The sequence below is a fragment of the Companilactobacillus formosensis genome (assembly GCF_005405305.1).
GTDB lineage: Bacteria > Bacillota > Bacilli > Lactobacillales > Lactobacillaceae > Companilactobacillus > Companilactobacillus formosensis.
In genome coordinates this window covers 49,958-67,766 of sequence record NZ_BJDU01000005.1, presented here as the reverse complement: position 1 = coordinate 67,766, position 17,809 = coordinate 49,958, and the positions used below count along the sequence as shown (strand labels likewise).

General features: G+C 34.7%; 16 protein-coding genes, 1 tRNA gene and 1 other annotated feature (1 of these 18 only partly in view). Of the genes, 12 read left to right on the top strand and 5 right to left on the bottom strand.

Annotation, left to right across the window (positions count from 1 at the left end; translation table 11 throughout):
• Window positions 1-54: a binding site (T-box leader), on the top strand; it begins 191 nt to the left of the window's first position.
• A 60-nt stretch (window positions 55-114) separates the two neighbouring features.
• From asnS to FFM65_RS06860, 3 genes are all read left to right on the top strand, one after another.
• Entirely contained in the window at window positions 115-1,506 is a 1,392-nt protein-coding gene (gene asnS, locus FFM65_RS06870; RefSeq protein WP_119318340.1) for an asparagine--tRNA ligase, read from the top strand.
• 362 nt (window positions 1,507-1,868) lie between these two features.
• Window positions 1,869-2,234, top strand: coding sequence for a VOC family protein (locus FFM65_RS06865; protein ID WP_119318341.1), 366 nt, complete (start codon window positions 1,869-1,871; stop codon window positions 2,232-2,234).
• A 20-nt stretch (window positions 2,235-2,254) separates the two neighbouring features.
• A complete protein-coding gene (locus FFM65_RS06860) occupies window positions 2,255-3,208 on the top strand; it encodes a zinc-binding dehydrogenase (protein WP_119318342.1) in 954 nt (317 codons plus the stop codon).
• Between the two features lie 148 nt (window positions 3,209-3,356).
• On the opposite strand, the gene FFM65_RS06855 is transcribed toward FFM65_RS06860, so the two are convergent.
• Window positions 3,357-3,770 carry an Lrp/AsnC family transcriptional regulator gene (locus tag FFM65_RS06855; protein ID WP_119318343.1) on the bottom strand — a complete coding sequence of 138 codons (414 nt, stop codon included), beginning with the start codon at window positions 3,768-3,770 and terminating at the stop codon, window positions 3,357-3,359.
• A 151-nt stretch (window positions 3,771-3,921) separates the two neighbouring features.
• Between FFM65_RS06855 and FFM65_RS06850 the strand changes: the two genes are divergently transcribed.
• Window positions 3,922-4,854 carry an ATP-binding cassette domain-containing protein gene (locus FFM65_RS06850; RefSeq protein ID WP_119318344.1) on the top strand — a complete coding sequence of 311 codons (933 nt, stop codon included), beginning with the start codon at window positions 3,922-3,924 and terminating at the stop codon, window positions 4,852-4,854.
• Entirely contained in the window at window positions 4,854-6,383 is a 1,530-nt protein-coding gene (locus FFM65_RS06845) for an ABC transporter permease/substrate-binding protein (protein WP_119318345.1), read from the top strand. The genes FFM65_RS06850 and FFM65_RS06845 overlap by 1 nt, the downstream gene beginning before the upstream one ends.
• Window positions 6,384-6,427: 44 nt before the next feature.
• Here FFM65_RS06845 and FFM65_RS06840 read toward each other — a convergent pair whose 3' ends face one another.
• The 3 genes from FFM65_RS06840 to FFM65_RS06830 form a co-directional block, all read right to left on the bottom strand.
• Window positions 6,428-6,706 (bottom strand): SemiSWEET family transporter, encoded by a 279-nt coding sequence (locus FFM65_RS06840; protein ID WP_255311491.1) that lies wholly within the window; start codon window positions 6,704-6,706, stop codon window positions 6,428-6,430.
• 137 nt (window positions 6,707-6,843) lie between these two features.
• On the bottom strand, window positions 6,844-7,833 hold the full coding sequence (locus tag FFM65_RS06835) for a tRNA-dihydrouridine synthase family protein (RefSeq protein WP_119318347.1): 990 nt from the start codon (window positions 7,831-7,833) through the stop codon (window positions 6,844-6,846).
• Window positions 7,834-8,061: 228 nt separating this feature from the next.
• Window positions 8,062-8,670 carry a histidine phosphatase family protein gene (locus FFM65_RS06830; protein ID WP_119318348.1) on the bottom strand — a complete coding sequence of 203 codons (609 nt, stop codon included), beginning with the start codon at window positions 8,668-8,670 and terminating at the stop codon, window positions 8,062-8,064.
• 140 nt (window positions 8,671-8,810) lie between these two features.
• Between FFM65_RS06830 and FFM65_RS06825 the strand changes: the two genes are divergently transcribed.
• Both FFM65_RS06825 and FFM65_RS06820 read left to right on the top strand, forming a co-directional pair.
• Complete coding sequence (locus FFM65_RS06825) at window positions 8,811-9,806, top strand: tRNA dihydrouridine synthase (protein WP_119318349.1); 996 nt, start codon at window positions 8,811-8,813, stop codon at window positions 9,804-9,806.
• Window positions 9,807-9,923: 117 nt separating this feature from the next.
• Window positions 9,924-10,232: a hypothetical protein gene (locus tag FFM65_RS06820; protein ID WP_119318350.1), complete on the top strand. Its 309-nt coding sequence runs from the start codon at window positions 9,924-9,926 to the stop codon at window positions 10,230-10,232.
• Window positions 10,233-10,272: 40 nt separating this feature from the next.
• On the opposite strand, the gene FFM65_RS06815 is transcribed toward FFM65_RS06820, so the two are convergent.
• Window positions 10,273-11,178, bottom strand: coding sequence for a hypothetical protein (locus FFM65_RS06815; protein WP_119318351.1), 906 nt, complete (start codon window positions 11,176-11,178; stop codon window positions 10,273-10,275).
• A 300-nt stretch (window positions 11,179-11,478) separates the two neighbouring features.
• Between FFM65_RS06815 and FFM65_RS06810 the strand changes: the two genes are divergently transcribed.
• The 5 genes from FFM65_RS06810 to FFM65_RS12345 all read left to right on the top strand — a co-directional run bounded on the left by FFM65_RS06810 (window position 11,479) and on the right by FFM65_RS12345 (window position 17,809).
• Entirely contained in the window at window positions 11,479-11,802 is a 324-nt protein-coding gene (locus FFM65_RS06810; RefSeq protein ID WP_119318352.1) for a hypothetical protein, read from the top strand.
• A 132-nt stretch (window positions 11,803-11,934) separates the two neighbouring features.
• Window positions 11,935-12,006: transfer RNA gene (locus tag FFM65_RS06805), tRNA-Gln, on the top strand.
• 152 nt (window positions 12,007-12,158) lie between these two features.
• Window positions 12,159-13,673 (top strand): hypothetical protein, encoded by a 1,515-nt coding sequence (locus FFM65_RS06800; protein WP_245954247.1) that lies wholly within the window; start codon window positions 12,159-12,161, stop codon window positions 13,671-13,673.
• 16 nt (window positions 13,674-13,689) lie between these two features.
• Entirely contained in the window at window positions 13,690-14,700 is a 1,011-nt protein-coding gene (locus tag FFM65_RS06795; protein WP_119318354.1) for a hypothetical protein, read from the top strand.
• A complete protein-coding gene (locus tag FFM65_RS12345) occupies window positions 14,693-17,809 on the top strand; it encodes an SbcC/MukB-like Walker B domain-containing protein (RefSeq protein WP_245954248.1) in 3,117 nt (1,038 codons plus the stop codon). Before FFM65_RS06795 ends, FFM65_RS12345 begins: the two co-directional genes overlap by 8 nt.

The window sequence follows — 17,809 nt, the reverse complement described above, 5'->3', positions numbered from 1 at the left end:
TGTTTTTTACAAAAAACTTGGGTGGTACCGCGGAAAAGATCTTTCGTCCCTTTTATTAGGGATGGAGGATCTTTTTTTAGTTTATAGTATTCTGGATTTTAAAAGGAGAAAACAATGCAAAACGTTTTGGTTAAAGATTTATACAAAAAAGAATTTGCTGACGGTGACAAGATCACTGTTTCTGGTTGGATTCGTACAATCAGAGGTTCAAAGAGAGTTGGTTTTATCGAATTAAACGACGGTTCATTCTTCAAGAATGTGCAAGTTGTTATGACTAGCGACATGGAAAACTACGCTGAAGTAGTTAAGTACCCAATCAGTACAACTATCAAAGTTGTTGGTGAATTAGCTTTGACACCTAAAGCTCAACAACCATTTGAAATCCATGCTACAGAAATAATCGAAGAAGGATCTTCAAACGCTGATTATCCATTGCAAAAGAAAGCTCACTCATATGAATTTATGAGAACAGTAGCTCATTTGCGCCCAAGAACTAACACATTCTACTCAGTCTTCAGAATTCGTTCACTAGCTGCTTTTGCTATCCACGAATACTTGCAACACAATGACTTCGTTTACGTTCACACACCAATCATTACTAGTTCTGATGCTGAAGGTGCTGGTGAAATGTTTGAAGTTACAACTTTAGATATGAACAACGTTCCAAAGACAGATGATGGCAAGGTTGATTACAGCCAAGACTTCTTCAAGAAAGAAACAAACTTAACTGTTTCTGGACAACTAGAAGTTGAACCATTTGCTTTGGCATTTAGAAATGTTTACACATTCGGTCCTACATTTAGAGCTGAAAACTCACATACTGGACGTCACGCTTCAGAATTCTGGATGATTGAACCAGAACTTGCTTTTGCTGACTTGAAAGATGAAATGGATTGTTCAGAAGCATTGTTGAAGTACGTTATCAACTACGTAATGGATCACGCTAAAGAAGAACTAGAATTCTTGAACGAAAACGTTGATAATACTTTGATCGACCGCTTAAAAGCTACAGCTAACGAAGAATTTGCTCACGTAACTTATACTGATGCTATCAACATCCTAGAAAAAGCTACTGACGTTGAATTCGAAGTTAAACCTTACTGGGGACTAGATCTTGATTCTGAACATGAACGTTATCTATCAGAACAAGTTTACAAGAAGCCTGTCTTCATCACTGATTATCCTAAGGATTTCAAGGCATTTTATATGCGTGCTAATGACGATGGCAAGACCGTTGCTGCCGCTGACTTGTTAGTTCCTGAAATTGGTGAATTGATTGGTGGTTCACAACGTGAGGAACGTTTAGACAAACTAGAAGCTAGAATGGCTGAACTTGATATGAACGAAGAAGACTACAAGTGGTACTTAGAATTACGTAAGTACGGTGGTACAGTTCACTCAGGTTTCGGTATTGGTTTTGAAAGATTAGTTATGTACATCACAGGTATGGAAAATATCAGAGATGTCATTGCTTACCCAAGAACACCTGGTAACGCTGAATTTTAATAGATAATAAAAAAAGAACTCAGAAATTAATTTTTCTGGGTTCTTTTTTAAGCTAGGTTACCGCTAGATGTCGTCGTCCGTTCTGCTTTGTGGATGCTGGAACGTACTGGGCGCAACTTGAAGCTAATTCCAGAACCGGGAATCATCTCCAAGATTGACCTTTTGCTAAGCGATAAATCGCTAAGCAAAATTTCAGTACTGAGCATCCACAAAGCTGCCACTCCCGACTGGAAAACGTCTTTTATTATTTATTTTACTTTAAAAAATAAAATATTTTACTAGAACACTTTATTTTATGTATTCGGTTATTAAAACTTTTGTCTTAAGCTGTTTTAGACAGTTAAGAAAGAAGGAATTTTAATATGAACAACAATAACGTAAATTGGTTTGAGATTGGAACAGATCATCCTCAAGAAACAATGGATTTTTATGGCAAAATGTTTGGTTGGAAGTTTCAAGAATATACAGATATGGAAAATGAATATTATAATATTATTGAACCAGGCAATGAATATCCAACCGGTGGTATTTTGGGTACAGCTGGTAAAATTGCTGAATATTCAACATTTTATACGTTAGTAAGTGATGTTGATAAGGCAATTAAGGCAGCCAAGGATAAAGGGGCAACCGTTATTTGGGGTCCTGTTACTGATAAGACAGGTTTAACTTTTGCCAGATTAAATGACAGTACTGGTCATCAATTTGGTGTATTTTCAGCTGGTCAATAAAAAAAGAGAGGTAATAATTTATGAAAGCAGTTGTCGTTTCTAAAGCTGGTGGTCCTGAGGTATTGGAATATAAAGAAATTCCGACACCAGAAACAAAAACTGGTTGGTCATTAGTAAAAATCAAAGGATTTGGAATCATTCATTCTGAGATTTTTACTCGACAAGGTAAGTCTCCTTCAGTCAAGTTTCCACGAATTTTGGGTATCGAGTGTGCCGGAGTTATTGAAAAAACTACCGATGCCAAGCGTTTACCAGTAGGACAAAAGATTATCGCTATGAACGGTGAAATGGGACGTGATTTTGATGGTAGTTACGCTGAATATGCACTGTTGCCAAATGAAATAATTCATCCGGTTACAACGGATATTCCTTGGGAAGATTTGGCAGCCATTCCAGAAACTTTTCACACTGCTTATCGAGCATTATTACAGCTTCAAATCGATAAGGCTGATTCATTATTGATCCGTGGAGGAACTAGTGGAGTTGGAATAGCCGGATTGAAATTAGCTAGAGCAATCAATCCCAATATTAAAGTTTTTGGTACATCTAGAAAAGCAACTGCCAAAGAAGCAATCTTTCAATTAGGCTACGATGGTTTTGTCTTGGATGATCATCAGAAGTTGCAAATGCATCAACAAGTTGATCGAATCTTTGATCTAGTCGGTGCAGCAACAGCTTTGGATTCGATGAATAATTTAAAGCCATTTGGTATTGCCAGTATTACTGGTGATATGGGTGGAGTTTGGGATATTGATCATTTTGATCCTGTCACCGCTATTCCCAATGATCGTTATATGACATCTTTTGCCAGCTACGTAATTGACGAAGGTCAGTTGAACGATTTATTGAAATTGATTTCTGATAAAGACGTCGATGTTCATCCAGTTAAGGTTTTCTCATTGAAGCAACTTCCTGAAGCACATGAATTTTTGGAAAATCAAATTAAACCCGGCAAAGTTGTAGTTTTACCATAAAAAGAGGCCTCATAATCGATAGTTAGTCTAACGGTTATGAGGCCTTTTTGGTAGGTTTTGTACACTTTAAAAAATAAAATATTCAATGGAAATACTTTATTTTATGTATGTAGAATTTAATAAGATTCGATTAAACTTATTCAGTTGCTTAAATTAATTCGGAAATAACGTCTAAAACTTTGTAATTTGCATATTTGTTTAATTTTTCTAAAAATGTATTTAGTTCATCATTGGAATGAAAAGCACCATGAATCATATAATTCATTTCACCAGATATTTTGTAGTGATGACGGATGGAATTTCTTTGAGAATGGATGAATTGTAAGTATTTTTCGTGACTATAATATTCCATTTGTGTTTCGATGAAGACTTGGTGCGTATAGCCCATTTTGTCTAAATCAACTTCAATTGTGTAACGTTTGATGATGCCTTCAGCTTCTAACTGCTCAATACGAGTATTTACGGCCGGAGGAGTCATATTGACGATTTTGGCTAATTCAGTTTTAGTGATGCGACAATTGCGATTTAATTCTTTGAGTATTTTTTGATCAATGTTGTCCATGTTGTTCCTCCATTAAGATAACTATATTATATGATGAATTATTGATAAATAGGTGGTAGCAGCAAATACAGAAATATTACTGTGCTAATTTTTTGTCTAAAAGTCAGAAGATAATTATTATTAAAGTAAGTTAATAGAGAGGGGAAATAAATTGATAACTTATAAGAATGTCGGGATGAAGTACGGTCAAAACACGATTTTGCATGATATCAATTTAACAATCAATGATGGTGAACTGTTTGTTCTCGTTGGTCCTAGTGGTAGCGGTAAAACCACTTTATTGAGAATGCTTAATCAATTGACTGTGCCAACTGACGGGGATGTTTATTTTGCCAATCGTAAAGTAAAAGATTATGACGTTCAGAAATTACGTTTGGATATGGGCTATGTTTTACAGGATAGTAGTTTGTTTCCAAATTTGAACGTTGAAGATAACATTGCAATTCAATTGGAACAAAAGGGGATTTCTAAAGCTAAAAGACATCAACGAGCTGCTGAATTATTGGAGTCGGTAGAATTAGATCCAAATAAGTACGCAAAAAGAATGCCTTCAGAATTGTCTGGTGGACAACAACAACGTGTCGCTATCATTCGAGCTTTGGCAACGGAACCAAGTTTGATTTTGATGGATGAATCATTTAGTGCCTTGGATCCGGTTTTGAGAAGAAAATCACAGGATTTAGTTTTGAAACTACATCAACAATATCAAACTACAATTGTATTTGTTACCCACGATATGCAAGAAGCTTTGCGAATGGGACAACGAATTGCCGTGTTAAATAAGGGTGTTGTTCAACAAGTTGGGACGCCACACGATATTATGCAAAATCCGGCAACTGACTTTGTTCGTCAATTTTTTGATACGAAAACACCGCACTGGTGGGATATGGACTTTTTAATTGAGTCAGGTTTACTAAGAGAAATTCCATTTGATGATAAATTACCAGTTGTTAATGAATTTAAACAATTGATGAATCAGCTTAAAGATGTTAGTAAGTTTGATTTTCAATATCAAAATAAAGGTTATTCAATGACTGCTCAAGAATTGATTGCCTACTTGGGTCAAGAAGGGGGTAGTCGCTAATGCAAGTGTTAATGCAGACGATTGTTGATCAACGAGGAGAAATTTTAAAAGCTTTGTATCAACATATTGAAATTTCGTTTATTTCCTTATTAATTGCAATGTTGATTGCGATTCCATTGGCAATATTGTTACGAAATCATCGCCGCTTTGGTGAAATTGGTTTACAAATCGCCGGAATTATTCAAACGATTCCCAGCTTAGCCTTATTAGGTTTGCTAATTCCAATCGTGGGTATTGGTACAGTACCAGCAGTAGTGGCTTTGACAATGTATGCCATTATGCCGTTGTATCAAAATACTTATTCCGGTTTGACTAATATTGATCCCAATCTAGAAGAAGCAGCAGTAGCCTTTGGCCTATCTAAGTGGAAACGACTGCAACGTCTAGAATTTCCGTTAGCTTTACCAATGATAATCTCCGGAATTAGAATCGCTTTAGTTATGATCATTGGTACTGCCACTTTAGCCGCCTTCATTGGTGCTGGTGGCTTGGGTGATTACATCATGCTCGGTATTCAACAAAACAATAACTACTATTTGGTTATTGGTGGTGTTTTATCAGCGCTACTGGCCTTTATTTTCAGTGGTTTATTGAAGTATATGGGTTCATCCAAAAAACGTATTTATGGTGGCGGAATCGTTATTCTGCTATTTCTATTGGGTATCGGTGGTAGTCGAGTATATCAAGCAGTTAAGCCCCAACCAGTGAATATTACAATTGCCGGAAAACTCGGTAGCGAACCAGAAATTCTGATGAATATGTATAAAGATTTGATCAAACAAGACCAACCAAATGCCAACATTACTCTAAAACCTAATTTTGGTGGTACAACATTCTTATTTAAAGCCTTGAAGAAGAATCAAATCGATATTTATCCAGAATTTACAGGAACGGTTTTGGAAGCTTTAGTCAATTACGACAAACCAACGCCAAAAAATCCGAAGACAACTTACAAACTGGCTAAAAATAAATTGTCTAAGGAAGAAAATATGGCTTTCTTGAAACCGATGGAATACGAAAACGGCTATGATTTGGCCGTTACTAAAGAATTCTCTAAGAAGTATAACGTTACTAAATTAAGTGATCTAGAGCGAGTTAATGATAAAGTTAAAGCAGCTTTTGATCCCGACTTCTCTAATCAGCCAGATGGATATTTAGGCTTGAAGAAAAAGTATAATCTAAACTTTGCTTCAATTAATCGTATGGAACCAAGTTTGCGTTATAAGGCGATTGCCCACAAACGTGTCAATTTGGTCGATGGTTATACGACTGATCCACAGGTTCAACAGTATCATTTAGTTGTTTTGAAAGATGATAAGCATTTCTTCCCACCATATCAAGGAGCACCTCTGATGAATAGCGATTTTGCTAAGAAGAATCCTAAGGTAGTGAAGAGTTTGAATAAATTGGCTGGTAAGATTTCGGCTGAAGATATGCAGAAGATGAATTATCAAGTTTCGGTTAAGAATAAAAAAGCTAGTGTCGTAGCTCACGATTATTTAGTTAAACATAATTTGTTAAAAGACTAAAAAAACTCTATTAGATGCGTTAAAACATCTAATAGAGTTTTTGTTTAATTAAAGTTAAAAATTGCGGTGATGAATGTTGCAGCACCTAGAAAAATTCCGGGAACATTGGCCCAAATAATCGGCCAGTCCTTTTTTTTCTTTAATAAGCCATAGGCCGTCCAAATAGTACAGTTTATAAAAGCAACTAATGGTTGGATAGGGTTGCCTTTACTTCCAGATAAATTTGATATAATTTGTGGAACGTATGAAACATACATTAACACGGACATCACACTGGCTATTGTCCCAATTTTTTCGACTTTCTCTGAACTTACCCTCTGCAATAAAATTGACTTCCTTTCAATATACAGCTTTTTTTGTCTTCAGTTCATTGGACAGAAGTCAATTTCTAAACTATACACAATGTAAATCAAGGAAAAATACAAGTCAATTAAAGCGATGTTTCATGAAACAGGGGGTATTATTTTTGAAAATCATCCAAAATCTTTCTAACTTCGTCAGTTGAGTTTGCTTGTAACATTTTGTTTCGCAAATCCGTGGCGCCTAATTCTGGGCGAGCATAGATTTTGAAGAAACGTTTCAAGGCTGGGAATCGTGGTACGTCGTAATGAGTGGCAAACTTATCGAATAAGTCTAGTTGCATTCTCAAAAGTCCCAACAATTCATTTAATGAATGTTCTTTAGGTACTGGTTCGAAGGCAAAAGGATTGTGGAAAACGCCACGGCCAATCATGATTCCATCTAGTCCGGGATGTTCTTGAGCTAGTTTTAATCCTGCTTGGAAATCTTCGACGTCACCATTGATTTGGATAAGAGTTTCTGGAGCAATTTCGTCGCGCATTTTGATAATATCATCAATAACTTCAAAATGGGCTGGAACTTTACTCATCTCCATCTTGCTGCGTAGGTGAACCGTCAATAGATCAACGTGTTGTTCTAACAAGAAAGGAATCCATTCTTTAAATTCTTCAGCCTTACTGTAACCAAGACGAGTTTTGATGCTGACGGCTAGGTCGGTCTTTTTGGCAGCTTCAACAATTTTTACTAAGTCGTCGTGGTGTCTGATCAAGTCGCTACCACCGTGATTCTTGATAACAGTTTTATCGGGACAACCAGTGTTAATGTCGATTGCGGGGAAACCTTGTGATTGAACAGCTTTGCCAGCAGATTCGAAGTCTTCGGCGACGTTGCCCCACAATTGAACAACAGGCTTCTTTGATTCAGTTTTGTCGACGTACAAACGTCCATCAACAGGAAATTTGGTCGTTGGATCGGTGATACCTTTAGCGTAGACGAATTCACTGAAAAAGGTATCTGGAGCATAGGCTTTAGTGATTACTTGGCGAAAAACAGTGTTACTGACAGCTTCCATTGGTGCCATCGTAAAAAAGGGACGGTGTTCTGATTTGGCTTTGGCGGCAATATCCGGCCAGAAAGTTGATTTTGTCACGTTTAATTACTTCCTTACTATTTGAAAAAATTAACTACATCATTATATATTACTTGTTTTTTAAATGTTAGGCTAATGTTTAGTTTAAAAAATGCTGTAATAACTATTATTTACTGTTATAATATATTTGATACATCAAACAAGGGATGACTATTCTCGGTTATTCCGTATCCAAAAAAGCACTGGGTGTGGTCACCTAGTGCTCTTTTTGTGTCTTCATTTTTTTGATTAGATGTTTTCTAGTCGACCGTAATATCCTAAATAAGTACGACCAGTTTTGTTGGAAATCTTAATTTGCGTCACTGAAGCATTGATTGGTTCTAAAATATCTTCAATGTCTGGTGTTTCGGTAACTAGTTGTACGAAAGAACGAGTTACGAAACCGTGGCAAACAACTAGAATCTTTTTGTTACCTTTATCACTCATGTCGTTAATGAATGATTGTAAACGATCTAACACGGATTGATAAGTTTCAGCATTTTGCGAGTAGTCTGAATAATTCTTAGTCAAATAGCCATTTTCGTCGAAACAATTAGGATACTTTTCGTGAACGTCGTCAGCCAAAAGACCGTCCCATGAGCCGTAATTGATTTCTCTGAGACGTTTGTCAGTTTGAATCTCTAATGTATCTTGATTTAAGATAGCGGCAGTTTCTTGTGCACGTTTTAATGGACTGGCATAAATTTCATCAAAGTCGTTGATGTTGAGATGTTCTTTTAAATGTTCAACTTGTTTTTTACCAGTTTCATTTAAACTCAAGTCGGTTGCTGAACCGTTGATTTTACCAGTATAGTTAGTATCAGTTTCACCATGTCTTACGATATATAGTTCGACCATAATTAGCCCCCTTAAAGATTATGTTTTTAGTATTTCATTAATACGCTTACAATGCAAATTAAAACTTAAAGCTTGCAATGAACTGACCAAACTCGGTATAGTTGATAGTATTGTAATTTATTGTGATAGGAAGTGAGAATGTGACCCAGTCAGCATACTGGAATCGCATCGCCAAAAAAGCTAAAGATGAGAATCGTCCTTTCTTTAGTTTGGCACCAATGGAAGCTGTAACCGGCTCAGTTTTTCGTCGAGTTGTGATGAAGGCTGCAGCTCCGGATAATTTTTATACTGAATTTACTAATGCGTTGAGTATTACTCATCCGTTAGCTAAAGAAACTACTAAGGGTCGTTTGTACATCGATCCAGCTGAAAATCCTAAGCCAATCGTGCAATTGTGGGGTAATTCAGAAATTGACTTTGCCAAAGCTGCTAAAGAAGTAGAAAAGCAAGGCTATGAAGCAATTGACATCAACATGGGGTGTCCAGACATTGCCGTTATCAAAAACCACAGTGGTAGTGATTTGATTCGTCATTTTGATACTGCTAAAGAGGTCATTGAAGGTGCTCGTCAAAGCGATTTACCTGTGACAGTTAAAACACGGATTGGTTACAGTGATGTGCACGAATATGAAACTTGGATACCATTCTTATTGAAACAACAAGTTCCAGTTTTAACAGTTCATATGCGAACTCGAGAAGAAATGAGTAAAGTGCCAGCTCACTACGAATTGATCGATGATTTAGTTCAAATGCGTGACACTTATGCTCCTGATACTTTGTTACAGATTAATGGTGATATTGCTGATTATCAAGCTGGGATTGATTTAGCTAATGCTCATCCAGGTGTTGATGGGATTATGATAGGACGAGGGATTTTTATGAATCCGTATGCCTTTGAAAAAACTCCTCAACATCACTCTGAACATGAATTGTTGAATTTGCTACGTTATCAACTTGATTTGTATGACCAATTTGTCGCTAAAGGAATTCCGGGACATTTTGCTCCATTGCAACGTTTCTTTAAGATTTACGTTCGTGGCATGAAGGGTGCTTCTGCTATTCGAAATGATTTGATGCAAACTAAAACAACTGATGATGCTAGGGCGATTATTGATCGTATCGATCCTGGCGAATAAGATTAAAGACATCTAATTTTTATAATTAGGTGTTTTTTTATTCAGTAACGGCACAGAATAAATCTCCCAATAGTATAAAATTAAAAATGTAATATACAGATTGGGAGAGATGAAGCTATGAATAATAATATTGTTTTATTACAAAAATTGAAGAAAATTTATCAAAATTATGGTGATAAGGTTAGTTTTGAAAATGTTCAAAATTATATTTTGAAAGAAACTGTCTTACGTGTTCGAAATATTGAATATCGTCGGGTTAAGAAAACGGGCTTAGATATGGAGCTTCCAGTGGGTAAAGCTTTAAATGAGGAAGTTGTTTTCTTTAATCCTACTAAGGAATTAGTAAATAAATTGCCTTTAAATGATGTAAAAAAAGACTCACAATATATTACTAATTGTTTGATTAACTTATTAGAAAACGCATAAAAAATGCATCTCTGAGTATGTTCAGGGATGCTTTTTTTGATTATTCGGTTTTCGTTTGTAAAATTGGCTTTATTTTTTTCAAGACTGCAATTGAGCCTAAGAAGAAAATCGATGCTAAAATTGCGGTGATTGGTAACATATGAAACATTGATTTAGGCAAAACTAAAGCCAAAAGCGGAAAGGCAAATGCAGCTGGCAATTTAATTCTCAGTATTTGTAATAGTATGAAAACTAGTGGCATAGCGATCAATGTTGAAACAATCCATGAGGCGATGAAAGTATGAATGAAAACACCAATGCTAGCAGCTCCAACTAAAGCAATGAAATGTTTAGCGGCCATGCGCCACTGATAATTTGGCTTTTGCATTACTTCAAAGAAGACGACCATAACTGGCGGAATAGCAGCCATTTGTGAAAAGCCAAAGAACCACACTGCTGTGACCCATATAACTGCCATAATTGTAAAAATCATCATGTGACGTTTTTGAATAGCTTTGTCAGGAATAGTTTTTTTGTAACTTCCTTGAAGGAAAACACCGCACATCAAAGCTAGTGTGAACAGTAAGATGGCGACGATAAAGGACCAATGGGTTGCATTAATAATAATAGGTAATAGTCCGGTTGCAAATGAAGGTGCTAAATTTGATCGAAGAATTTTTAATAAAACTAGCATTAGTAACAAACCAATCAGCACCTTTTGGGCATAGCCGATAGATAGTTGATTGACTAAGAAGCCAATAATAGCTGTTCCCGAAGGTGCCAAGAAAATTTTGACAGGTTGGTGGATCCAGCCATCGTTTTGATAGATCCAAGTACCGGCAGTCAAAGCACCTATTTCTGGCAGAATAATTTCTAAATCATTTAAGAATGTCGCAATTGAAACCATGAAAATAATAAAAAGAAAGCCAATTAAATAATTTCTTTTTTCGATAGTTGATAAGTGCATGTAAAAATTGATATCTCCTCTATTTGTGAAAGTCTCTCGCAAAACTAAATTAGTGTAACATATCTATATACTTTCTGAAAATAATTTAGATATAAAAAAATATATCAAATTGATATATTATAAGAATATTTATATTAAAATCAAATTAATTGTACAAAAAAATCAGTATCATTTTATCTAAAAATAATATGTACATTCTGGATAATAGACTATCTTTTCTAAGTAAAGTCGCTAGAATGATAGTTGTCAGAGAGATTTGGTATAACCAGTTACAAGAAATAAAACAAGGAGTGTATTGTTATGAATAATACAGATAAACTAAGCAGAACTTATGATATGGATAAAATCGATGATTTATTATGTGAATTGGACAATACAAAAATTCGCATTAATGCATTGATGGACTTTAACTTAAAATTAAAACGCATTAATAATGAACAAATCAACAAAGGACTTTTCTCAAATGAATTTGAGCGATTAAGTCCTATAATTGAGCTACTAAATAACGAATCCTTCGAGTCATTAGATCATGCCATTAATATTTTAGAAAATGGCATGGAACAAGCAGAAGTTAAGAAACCTGCTTTTAAAGCCAAGGTAACTAAAGTAGCTGAAAATAAATAGTATTAGTGAGATCATTTTGGCTAATGTATAGCTGAATGGTCTTTTTTTTCGGTTTAAAAGTGGTTATATCAGGAATACTATTGACATTGAAGTGTTTTTTTTATAACATTTTACTGTTAGTTTTATTATTAATGGGCATTCGCCAAATGGTAAGGCAGCGGACTCTGAATCCGCAATTTATTGGTTCGAACCCAATATGCCCAATAAAAAATTTTAAAGTTAAATATGATATTTTGACCGTTAATCATTTGATTAGCGGTTTTTTTTATTAAAAATACGTAGTTTATATTAACGATATTTTATTATTTGAGTATATCGTTGCAGAAGTTAATTTTTTTCTTCATAATTTAAATTAAATGCAAAATGGAGAATTCAGGATAATGTTAGGTATTAATGATGATTTAAGAAATTTGCTTTTAGCAACTAATTTGGGACGTAGTCGAGATCATCCTTTAGCGGGGTGGAATATCTTGACAATTCTCTATGGAAATCGAGCAAGCGCTGATATACCTCGTACTTTAGGATTTATAGTTGAACAATACAATATCAATTATTTAGATGGTAAAGCTAATGAAAAAATGATTACTGACGCTGTCTTAAAAAATGTTTTAAAAGTTTTAGAAGAAGAAGCCAGTTTTGTAGAGGTTTCACCACGTAAAATCCGGGTTCGCATGGCTAGTGGAGCTTATCATATGCAACAGGCACCGGTTTATCGAATTACCAGCCGAGGAATCGAATATTTAACAATGATTCCGAAAGTTTTAGATGCGGAGAGTACGGTTACTGCTAATACGGCACGTATAGAAGAATACTGCAATTTAATAGCTAAATTAAATTCACCACATTTAGATGCCACTAGTACCAAATTATTCAATGATTTTCATAACATGGTTTCAGCATATTCAGATGTTATGAAAGGAATGCATAAATTAGGCGAAGATTTGGATGAAGTTTCTAATGATTTAGCTTTCAATCATGGAGGCAAAGTAGCTGAACATTTGAATCAGATGTTGAACAAGAAAGCTTTACCGGCATATACAAAATTAATCAAACAAGGTTCATTGATACAAAATTTGGCTAAAAGCGAAAGTTTCTCTGATCAAGTAGCTCGTAGTCGCCAGGGTTCTGATAGTTTAGAAATTGATCAAGCGATAAATAATCAGTTAAAATTATCCGCTCAAATGCATCAAGATAAAATTTATGTGCAGGAGCAGTTACAGATATTAACGACTAGTTTTGAACCTACATCATCTGCAATAGATAGTAGTTACGATTCTATTTACTTGATTTTCCAAACAATTTTGGACTCCATTAATTTGTTAAGTAAAGAGTATGATCATATTCACTCGCAAACTGTTGATATTAAACAATTGACTAACCAAATCGATGAATTATTGACTAGCTATCATTCTATTTCTATACCTAAACAAATACCGCGTCATTTAGCACAGGACCGACAAGTTTCTGATCCTAATGATTTGTTAGAGGCAGGTGTCTTAGGACCGGTTGTTTACCAAGCTGATATGACTACTAAGAAAGTCGCTACCGTTGAAGATAATCCAACGATTGCCGAAGACGATGAAGTAGCTTTAGACATTTCTGAAGCTTTATCGGAATTTCAAAAGTTAGTCATGGTTGATGAAAATAATGGATGTTTGGATCGAAATTTAGAATTGCAAACGATTATGGCACGTGATGAAATAATGCGTCTGTACAGTGCAACAAATTATGATCATTACGATAGTTTTGCACCTTTTGGGAGACCAGTAAAAAAGGTGACAGCATTAAAAGAAACTGGACCAATTTGGCTCCACTGTAAAAATGAAAGTTATAGTGTTCAATTACCTTGTGGATTTAAGTTTGAATTCTAAAAAAGGAGGATTTTAGATGGTAACGAAACTCAGCAATCCAGAACGTTTAATAATAAATCAATTGATTGATAATGGTTTATTTACTAGTAATCCGAATCATCCAACGCAAGAAATGGTTAATGCCATCAATGTTCTCAAGAGACCGCGTGGTCAACAAAGAATTAATAGTTATATAAATAATCTAATTGGCGTTTACCCGGAAAATGTCCAAGAAAATCTTTTGTTAATGATTGGTTCTGATTATGAATCTAGTGAGACTGTTCACGTTTTATTGGCTACTTTAAAAGCTGTGATAAATTTACCTGAATTACAAGCTAGTCAAACAGATCGGTCTGTTTTGGCACAAACGATTATTCGACAAGTTCATAGTGAAGTAGTGGATTTAGATGAAAAAGAAATTCGTCGAATAATAACAGAACTATTTGTTGATCGATTCAAATTGTTTAAATTGGATTACCCAGAATTAATTCAAAGTGAACAAAATCAAGAGGTCACTGAATACTGGAATATTAGTCCTGATTTTAATTTGGTAGCGCAAGCTATGGTAAATCAAATGACAAGTTCAAATGCTGTAACTCTTAATGATGAGCAGAGAGTTAATCGCGCGTTGCTATTACAACGTTTTATCAGCTCAAAAAAATCTCCACAGCTATGGAAGAGTTTGTTAGATAAAAAGGAAAAAATTGCCGAGCAATGGGCTAATTTAGATAGATTTGATATTGAAATTGGTGATAATTACGCTTTATTACTAGATAAAAAAAGACAGCAAGCAAAATCTAAACCAGCAGTTGTAGCTATTGCTGTTGCACGGGCAATTCATACCGGAATTTCCGAAGTGGATTTGAATGAAGTAATCAAGGAAAAAATCGCTGAAATTTTTCCTAATAATAATATTGGTTTAAGCCTAGTTAAGGAATCGTTGATTGATTTTGGCTTGATAAATATACATGATGATTTTATTTTTCCTACACCTATAATTCAGAGATTTGCAGTAAGTAAAAAAAATAGGAGTACTTATGATGAGTAAAGAAATATTAACACCAGTAAGTTTTCATTTGAGAAATTTTAATAACTATACAAGTCTAGATATTTTGGCTTCCCAAAATGGTAATTTGACACTAATCGGTGAAAATGCGGCTGGAAAAACTACCTTAGCTAATTGTTTCTTTCCAATGCTCATTGATGGTTCAATCGCAACACCTTCCTTTAATCCTGCCAAAGGGACTGACAAATTAGATAAGACGACGATTCGCAATTCTAAAAATGATACTCGTACTTTTGAGGGGATGCTTCTAGGATGGGGCCGCGGAAGTATGAAAGTTAGAACCGGCTACAGTTATATGCTAATGAAATCTAATAAAAGGCAAGTAATAGTAGGGATTGGCGCACATCGAGCAGTTGGTGAAACTAGGAAACCTACTTGGTGGTTTGTTATGTCTAGTACCAATCTTAATGAGGAGATGCCTTTAGTAACTGCTAATAATCAGGGACAAAGTTTAGAAAGAGAAGAATTTGTTCAAGCTAATGAAAGTTGGGGAACTAATTTTAGAGTATTTTCTCAAGTTAGTGAATTTCAAAACTATGTTTCGGATAAAATTTATGGGTTTAATGACCTCAGAAGTTTGCACCAATTGGCCGCAACATACAGATTATTAGCTTCACCAATTTTGACGGCAGGAAATGCTCGTCTGACACCAATTTTGGAAGCTATGAAAAATGCTCAAGAAGGTATCGATAGTCAAGTTATTGACTTTGTTGCCGATACGCAACGGGAGGTTAATCGTAAAAAGGCTATCTTCGAAAGATTATCACGAGCACAAAAGCGATTATATCGATTAAAAAAAGAAATATTTTGGCGAAATTTGAATCGTTTAAAGGAATTAACATTAGATCCATATGGTAATAATTATCAAAAATTAAATAATCAACGAAGTATCAAAGAACGTTCTCAACATCGTTTGTCCGATTATATTCATCAACTAGAGTTATTGAAGCCACAATTAGAGCAGGCTGAAAATCAATTTCAACTGTTGCAACAACGTCAAGCTGAGCAAAAAAATATTGAGAATCAGCGTAAGGATAAACAAGACTTGGTGGATAATTTGTTAAGTAAAATTGCCAGTTATAAATTAACTAAGCAAAAACTAACGCAACAAAAATCAAGTTTATTAGAAGCTCAAAAGAAGTTTGATGAATTAAAAAATAATAGAATGTCTTTAAATAAAGAGATATTACCTTTAGAAAATACTTTGTCAGAAATAGCGACTAATTTAGGACAATTAACAAATATCGTTGATCAATCGGATTTGAGTTCTATGTTAAAAGATCTAAAACACTATTTGAGAAAAATAAAAAATTTACAAAAAGATTATGACAATATTTTAAATAATCAAAAGCATTTGACTGAGGATGTTCAAATTGTCTCAGAGATACGTGAAAATATGGACGGTAAAATTGATTTACGAACTAATGGTCCAGTTGTTGGACGTATTCGAGAAGGATTGCATCAAGATAATTTAGATGTTCATAATGCTGGTGCAGCTAAAATGAATACTCGCCACGCCGAATTGGAACAGAAACGTTTAGATTTACTAGAAATGAATCCGGATTTGCAAGAATTTTTAAATCACGAAGATTTATGGTCAAAAATTGAAAATATTGTTGATAAATTACAACAATTAAATGATGATTTGAAAGACGTAGATAATAAAATTGAACGTCAAACCAATAATATTTCTAATATTGAAAAAGAAATTTCAGGAACAAATGAAATTTTGGAATTAAACTATAAAAACTTTGATTTAGATGAACAAAATGACAAAATAATTAAATTAAGACAAGAAATTGCCAAATTGGTGATTGATCCAGATTTGAAGTTTAAAGTTGCGCAAGCTAAAGAGACTTTAAATCAATATCAAAAATCACAAGAAGATCTAGGTATTAATAAAACTAAAGTAGAAACAGAAATTAAAAATATTAATAGTCAAATAAAAGAGCTTACCCAAACTCTTGATGATTTGACAATGCAAACAGAGACAGACTTGAAAATTTTAAATCCTTATATGATTGAAGGATTTAAAATTGAAACAGTTTCTGAAGCAATGAATTTTTTGAATCAGCATCGTAGTGAAATCAGAAATAATAGTTTTGGGGATTTATCTGACAAGATTGGCCGACTTATTCATACTAATAATGAGAATGGAATTGATCCGTATGCTTTGGATACCATTTTTGAAGACCGTGGTCATGCCAAGATTGCTAGTGCAATGAGACGTGAACGTTCAGTCGATCAAGGTGATTTACGAGTTGTACCGTTTGATATCAATCAGGCACAAGATTTGATAGCCAAAGATAAAAATGCTGTTGAAAAATCACTTGAACAATTAAACTCGGGAAATGAAGTGGCTCAAATGACTTATTTAGAAGCCGCAGTTCATCAAATTTCTGATCAATATGATTTAATTGATGGCTACAATGAAATGTTGGCACGGGGAGTACATTCATCACAAGGAATTCAGTTAAAGGTTTCATTGGTTCCTAAAGACATAGATGAGCAAGTTATTAAGGAAGCTCGCAATACACATTTAACACAACGACCAGCCTTGTTGAAAGAGGTTCAGAATCGTTTAGAAAGATTAGCCAATGATGTTAAAGTGGCAGATGATGATGAATTATTTACAGAAGAAGCTCATCAGTTATTGGATATTAGACAATGGTCCGATTTTCAAATTTGGATTCATCGAAAACAAGCAGAAACTGGAGAATTTGAACTTGTAGACGATAAATTTGTGCAATCAGGTGGATCTGGTGCTGAAAAAGCCCAAGCAATGGTCTTGCCATTATTGTTAGTTCCTAAAATGGTACTGCATCGTTCCAATAGATCAGATACACCACATATGGTTATGTTTGATGAATTTGCTGATAAACTTGATCCAGAGACTGCAAAATCTTTTGCTAGGACTATTGATCATTTTGGATTTAATTTTATTGCTACCATGCCTAGTGGAGCACAAAATAAAATTTTAGCTGACGGAGTAGAAAATATTGCTTATGATGTGATTGCACCGGCCAAAAAAGATGATGGAAAATTTCATAAGAATATTGTTCGACCAGCGATGATTTGGACGAAGGCGTAA

Excerpts from the sequence above, each read along its gene's own strand:
- FFM65_RS06820 (WP_119318350.1), top strand. The coding sequence starts at position 9,924 with ATGAATAATAATATTGTTTTATTACAAAAATTGAAGAAAATTTATCAA.
- FFM65_RS06855 (WP_119318343.1), bottom strand. The coding sequence starts at position 3,770 with ATGGACAACATTGATCAAAAAATACTCAAAGAATTAAATCGCAATTGT.
- FFM65_RS12345 (WP_245954248.1), top strand. The coding sequence starts at position 14,693 with ATGAGTAAAGAAATATTAACACCAGTAAGTTTTCATTTGAGAAATTTT.
- FFM65_RS06800 (WP_245954247.1), top strand. The coding sequence starts at position 12,159 with ATGCAAAATGGAGAATTCAGGATAATGTTAGGTATTAATGATGATTTA.
- FFM65_RS06810 (WP_119318352.1), top strand. The coding sequence starts at position 11,479 with ATGAATAATACAGATAAACTAAGCAGAACTTATGATATGGATAAAATC.
- FFM65_RS06860 (WP_119318342.1), top strand. The coding sequence starts at position 2,255 with ATGAAAGCAGTTGTCGTTTCTAAAGCTGGTGGTCCTGAGGTATTGGAA.
- FFM65_RS06815 (WP_119318351.1), bottom strand. The coding sequence starts at position 11,178 with ATGCACTTATCAACTATCGAAAAAAGAAATTATTTAATTGGCTTTCTT.
- FFM65_RS06795 (WP_119318354.1), top strand. The coding sequence starts at position 13,690 with ATGGTAACGAAACTCAGCAATCCAGAACGTTTAATAATAAATCAATTG.
- FFM65_RS06845 (WP_119318345.1), top strand. The coding sequence starts at position 4,854 with ATGCAAGTGTTAATGCAGACGATTGTTGATCAACGAGGAGAAATTTTA.
- FFM65_RS06830 (WP_119318348.1), bottom strand. The coding sequence starts at position 8,670 with ATGGTCGAACTATATATCGTAAGACATGGTGAAACTGATACTAACTAT.
- FFM65_RS06865 (WP_119318341.1), top strand. The coding sequence starts at position 1,869 with ATGAACAACAATAACGTAAATTGGTTTGAGATTGGAACAGATCATCCT.
- asnS (WP_119318340.1), top strand. The coding sequence starts at position 115 with ATGCAAAACGTTTTGGTTAAAGATTTATACAAAAAAGAATTTGCTGAC.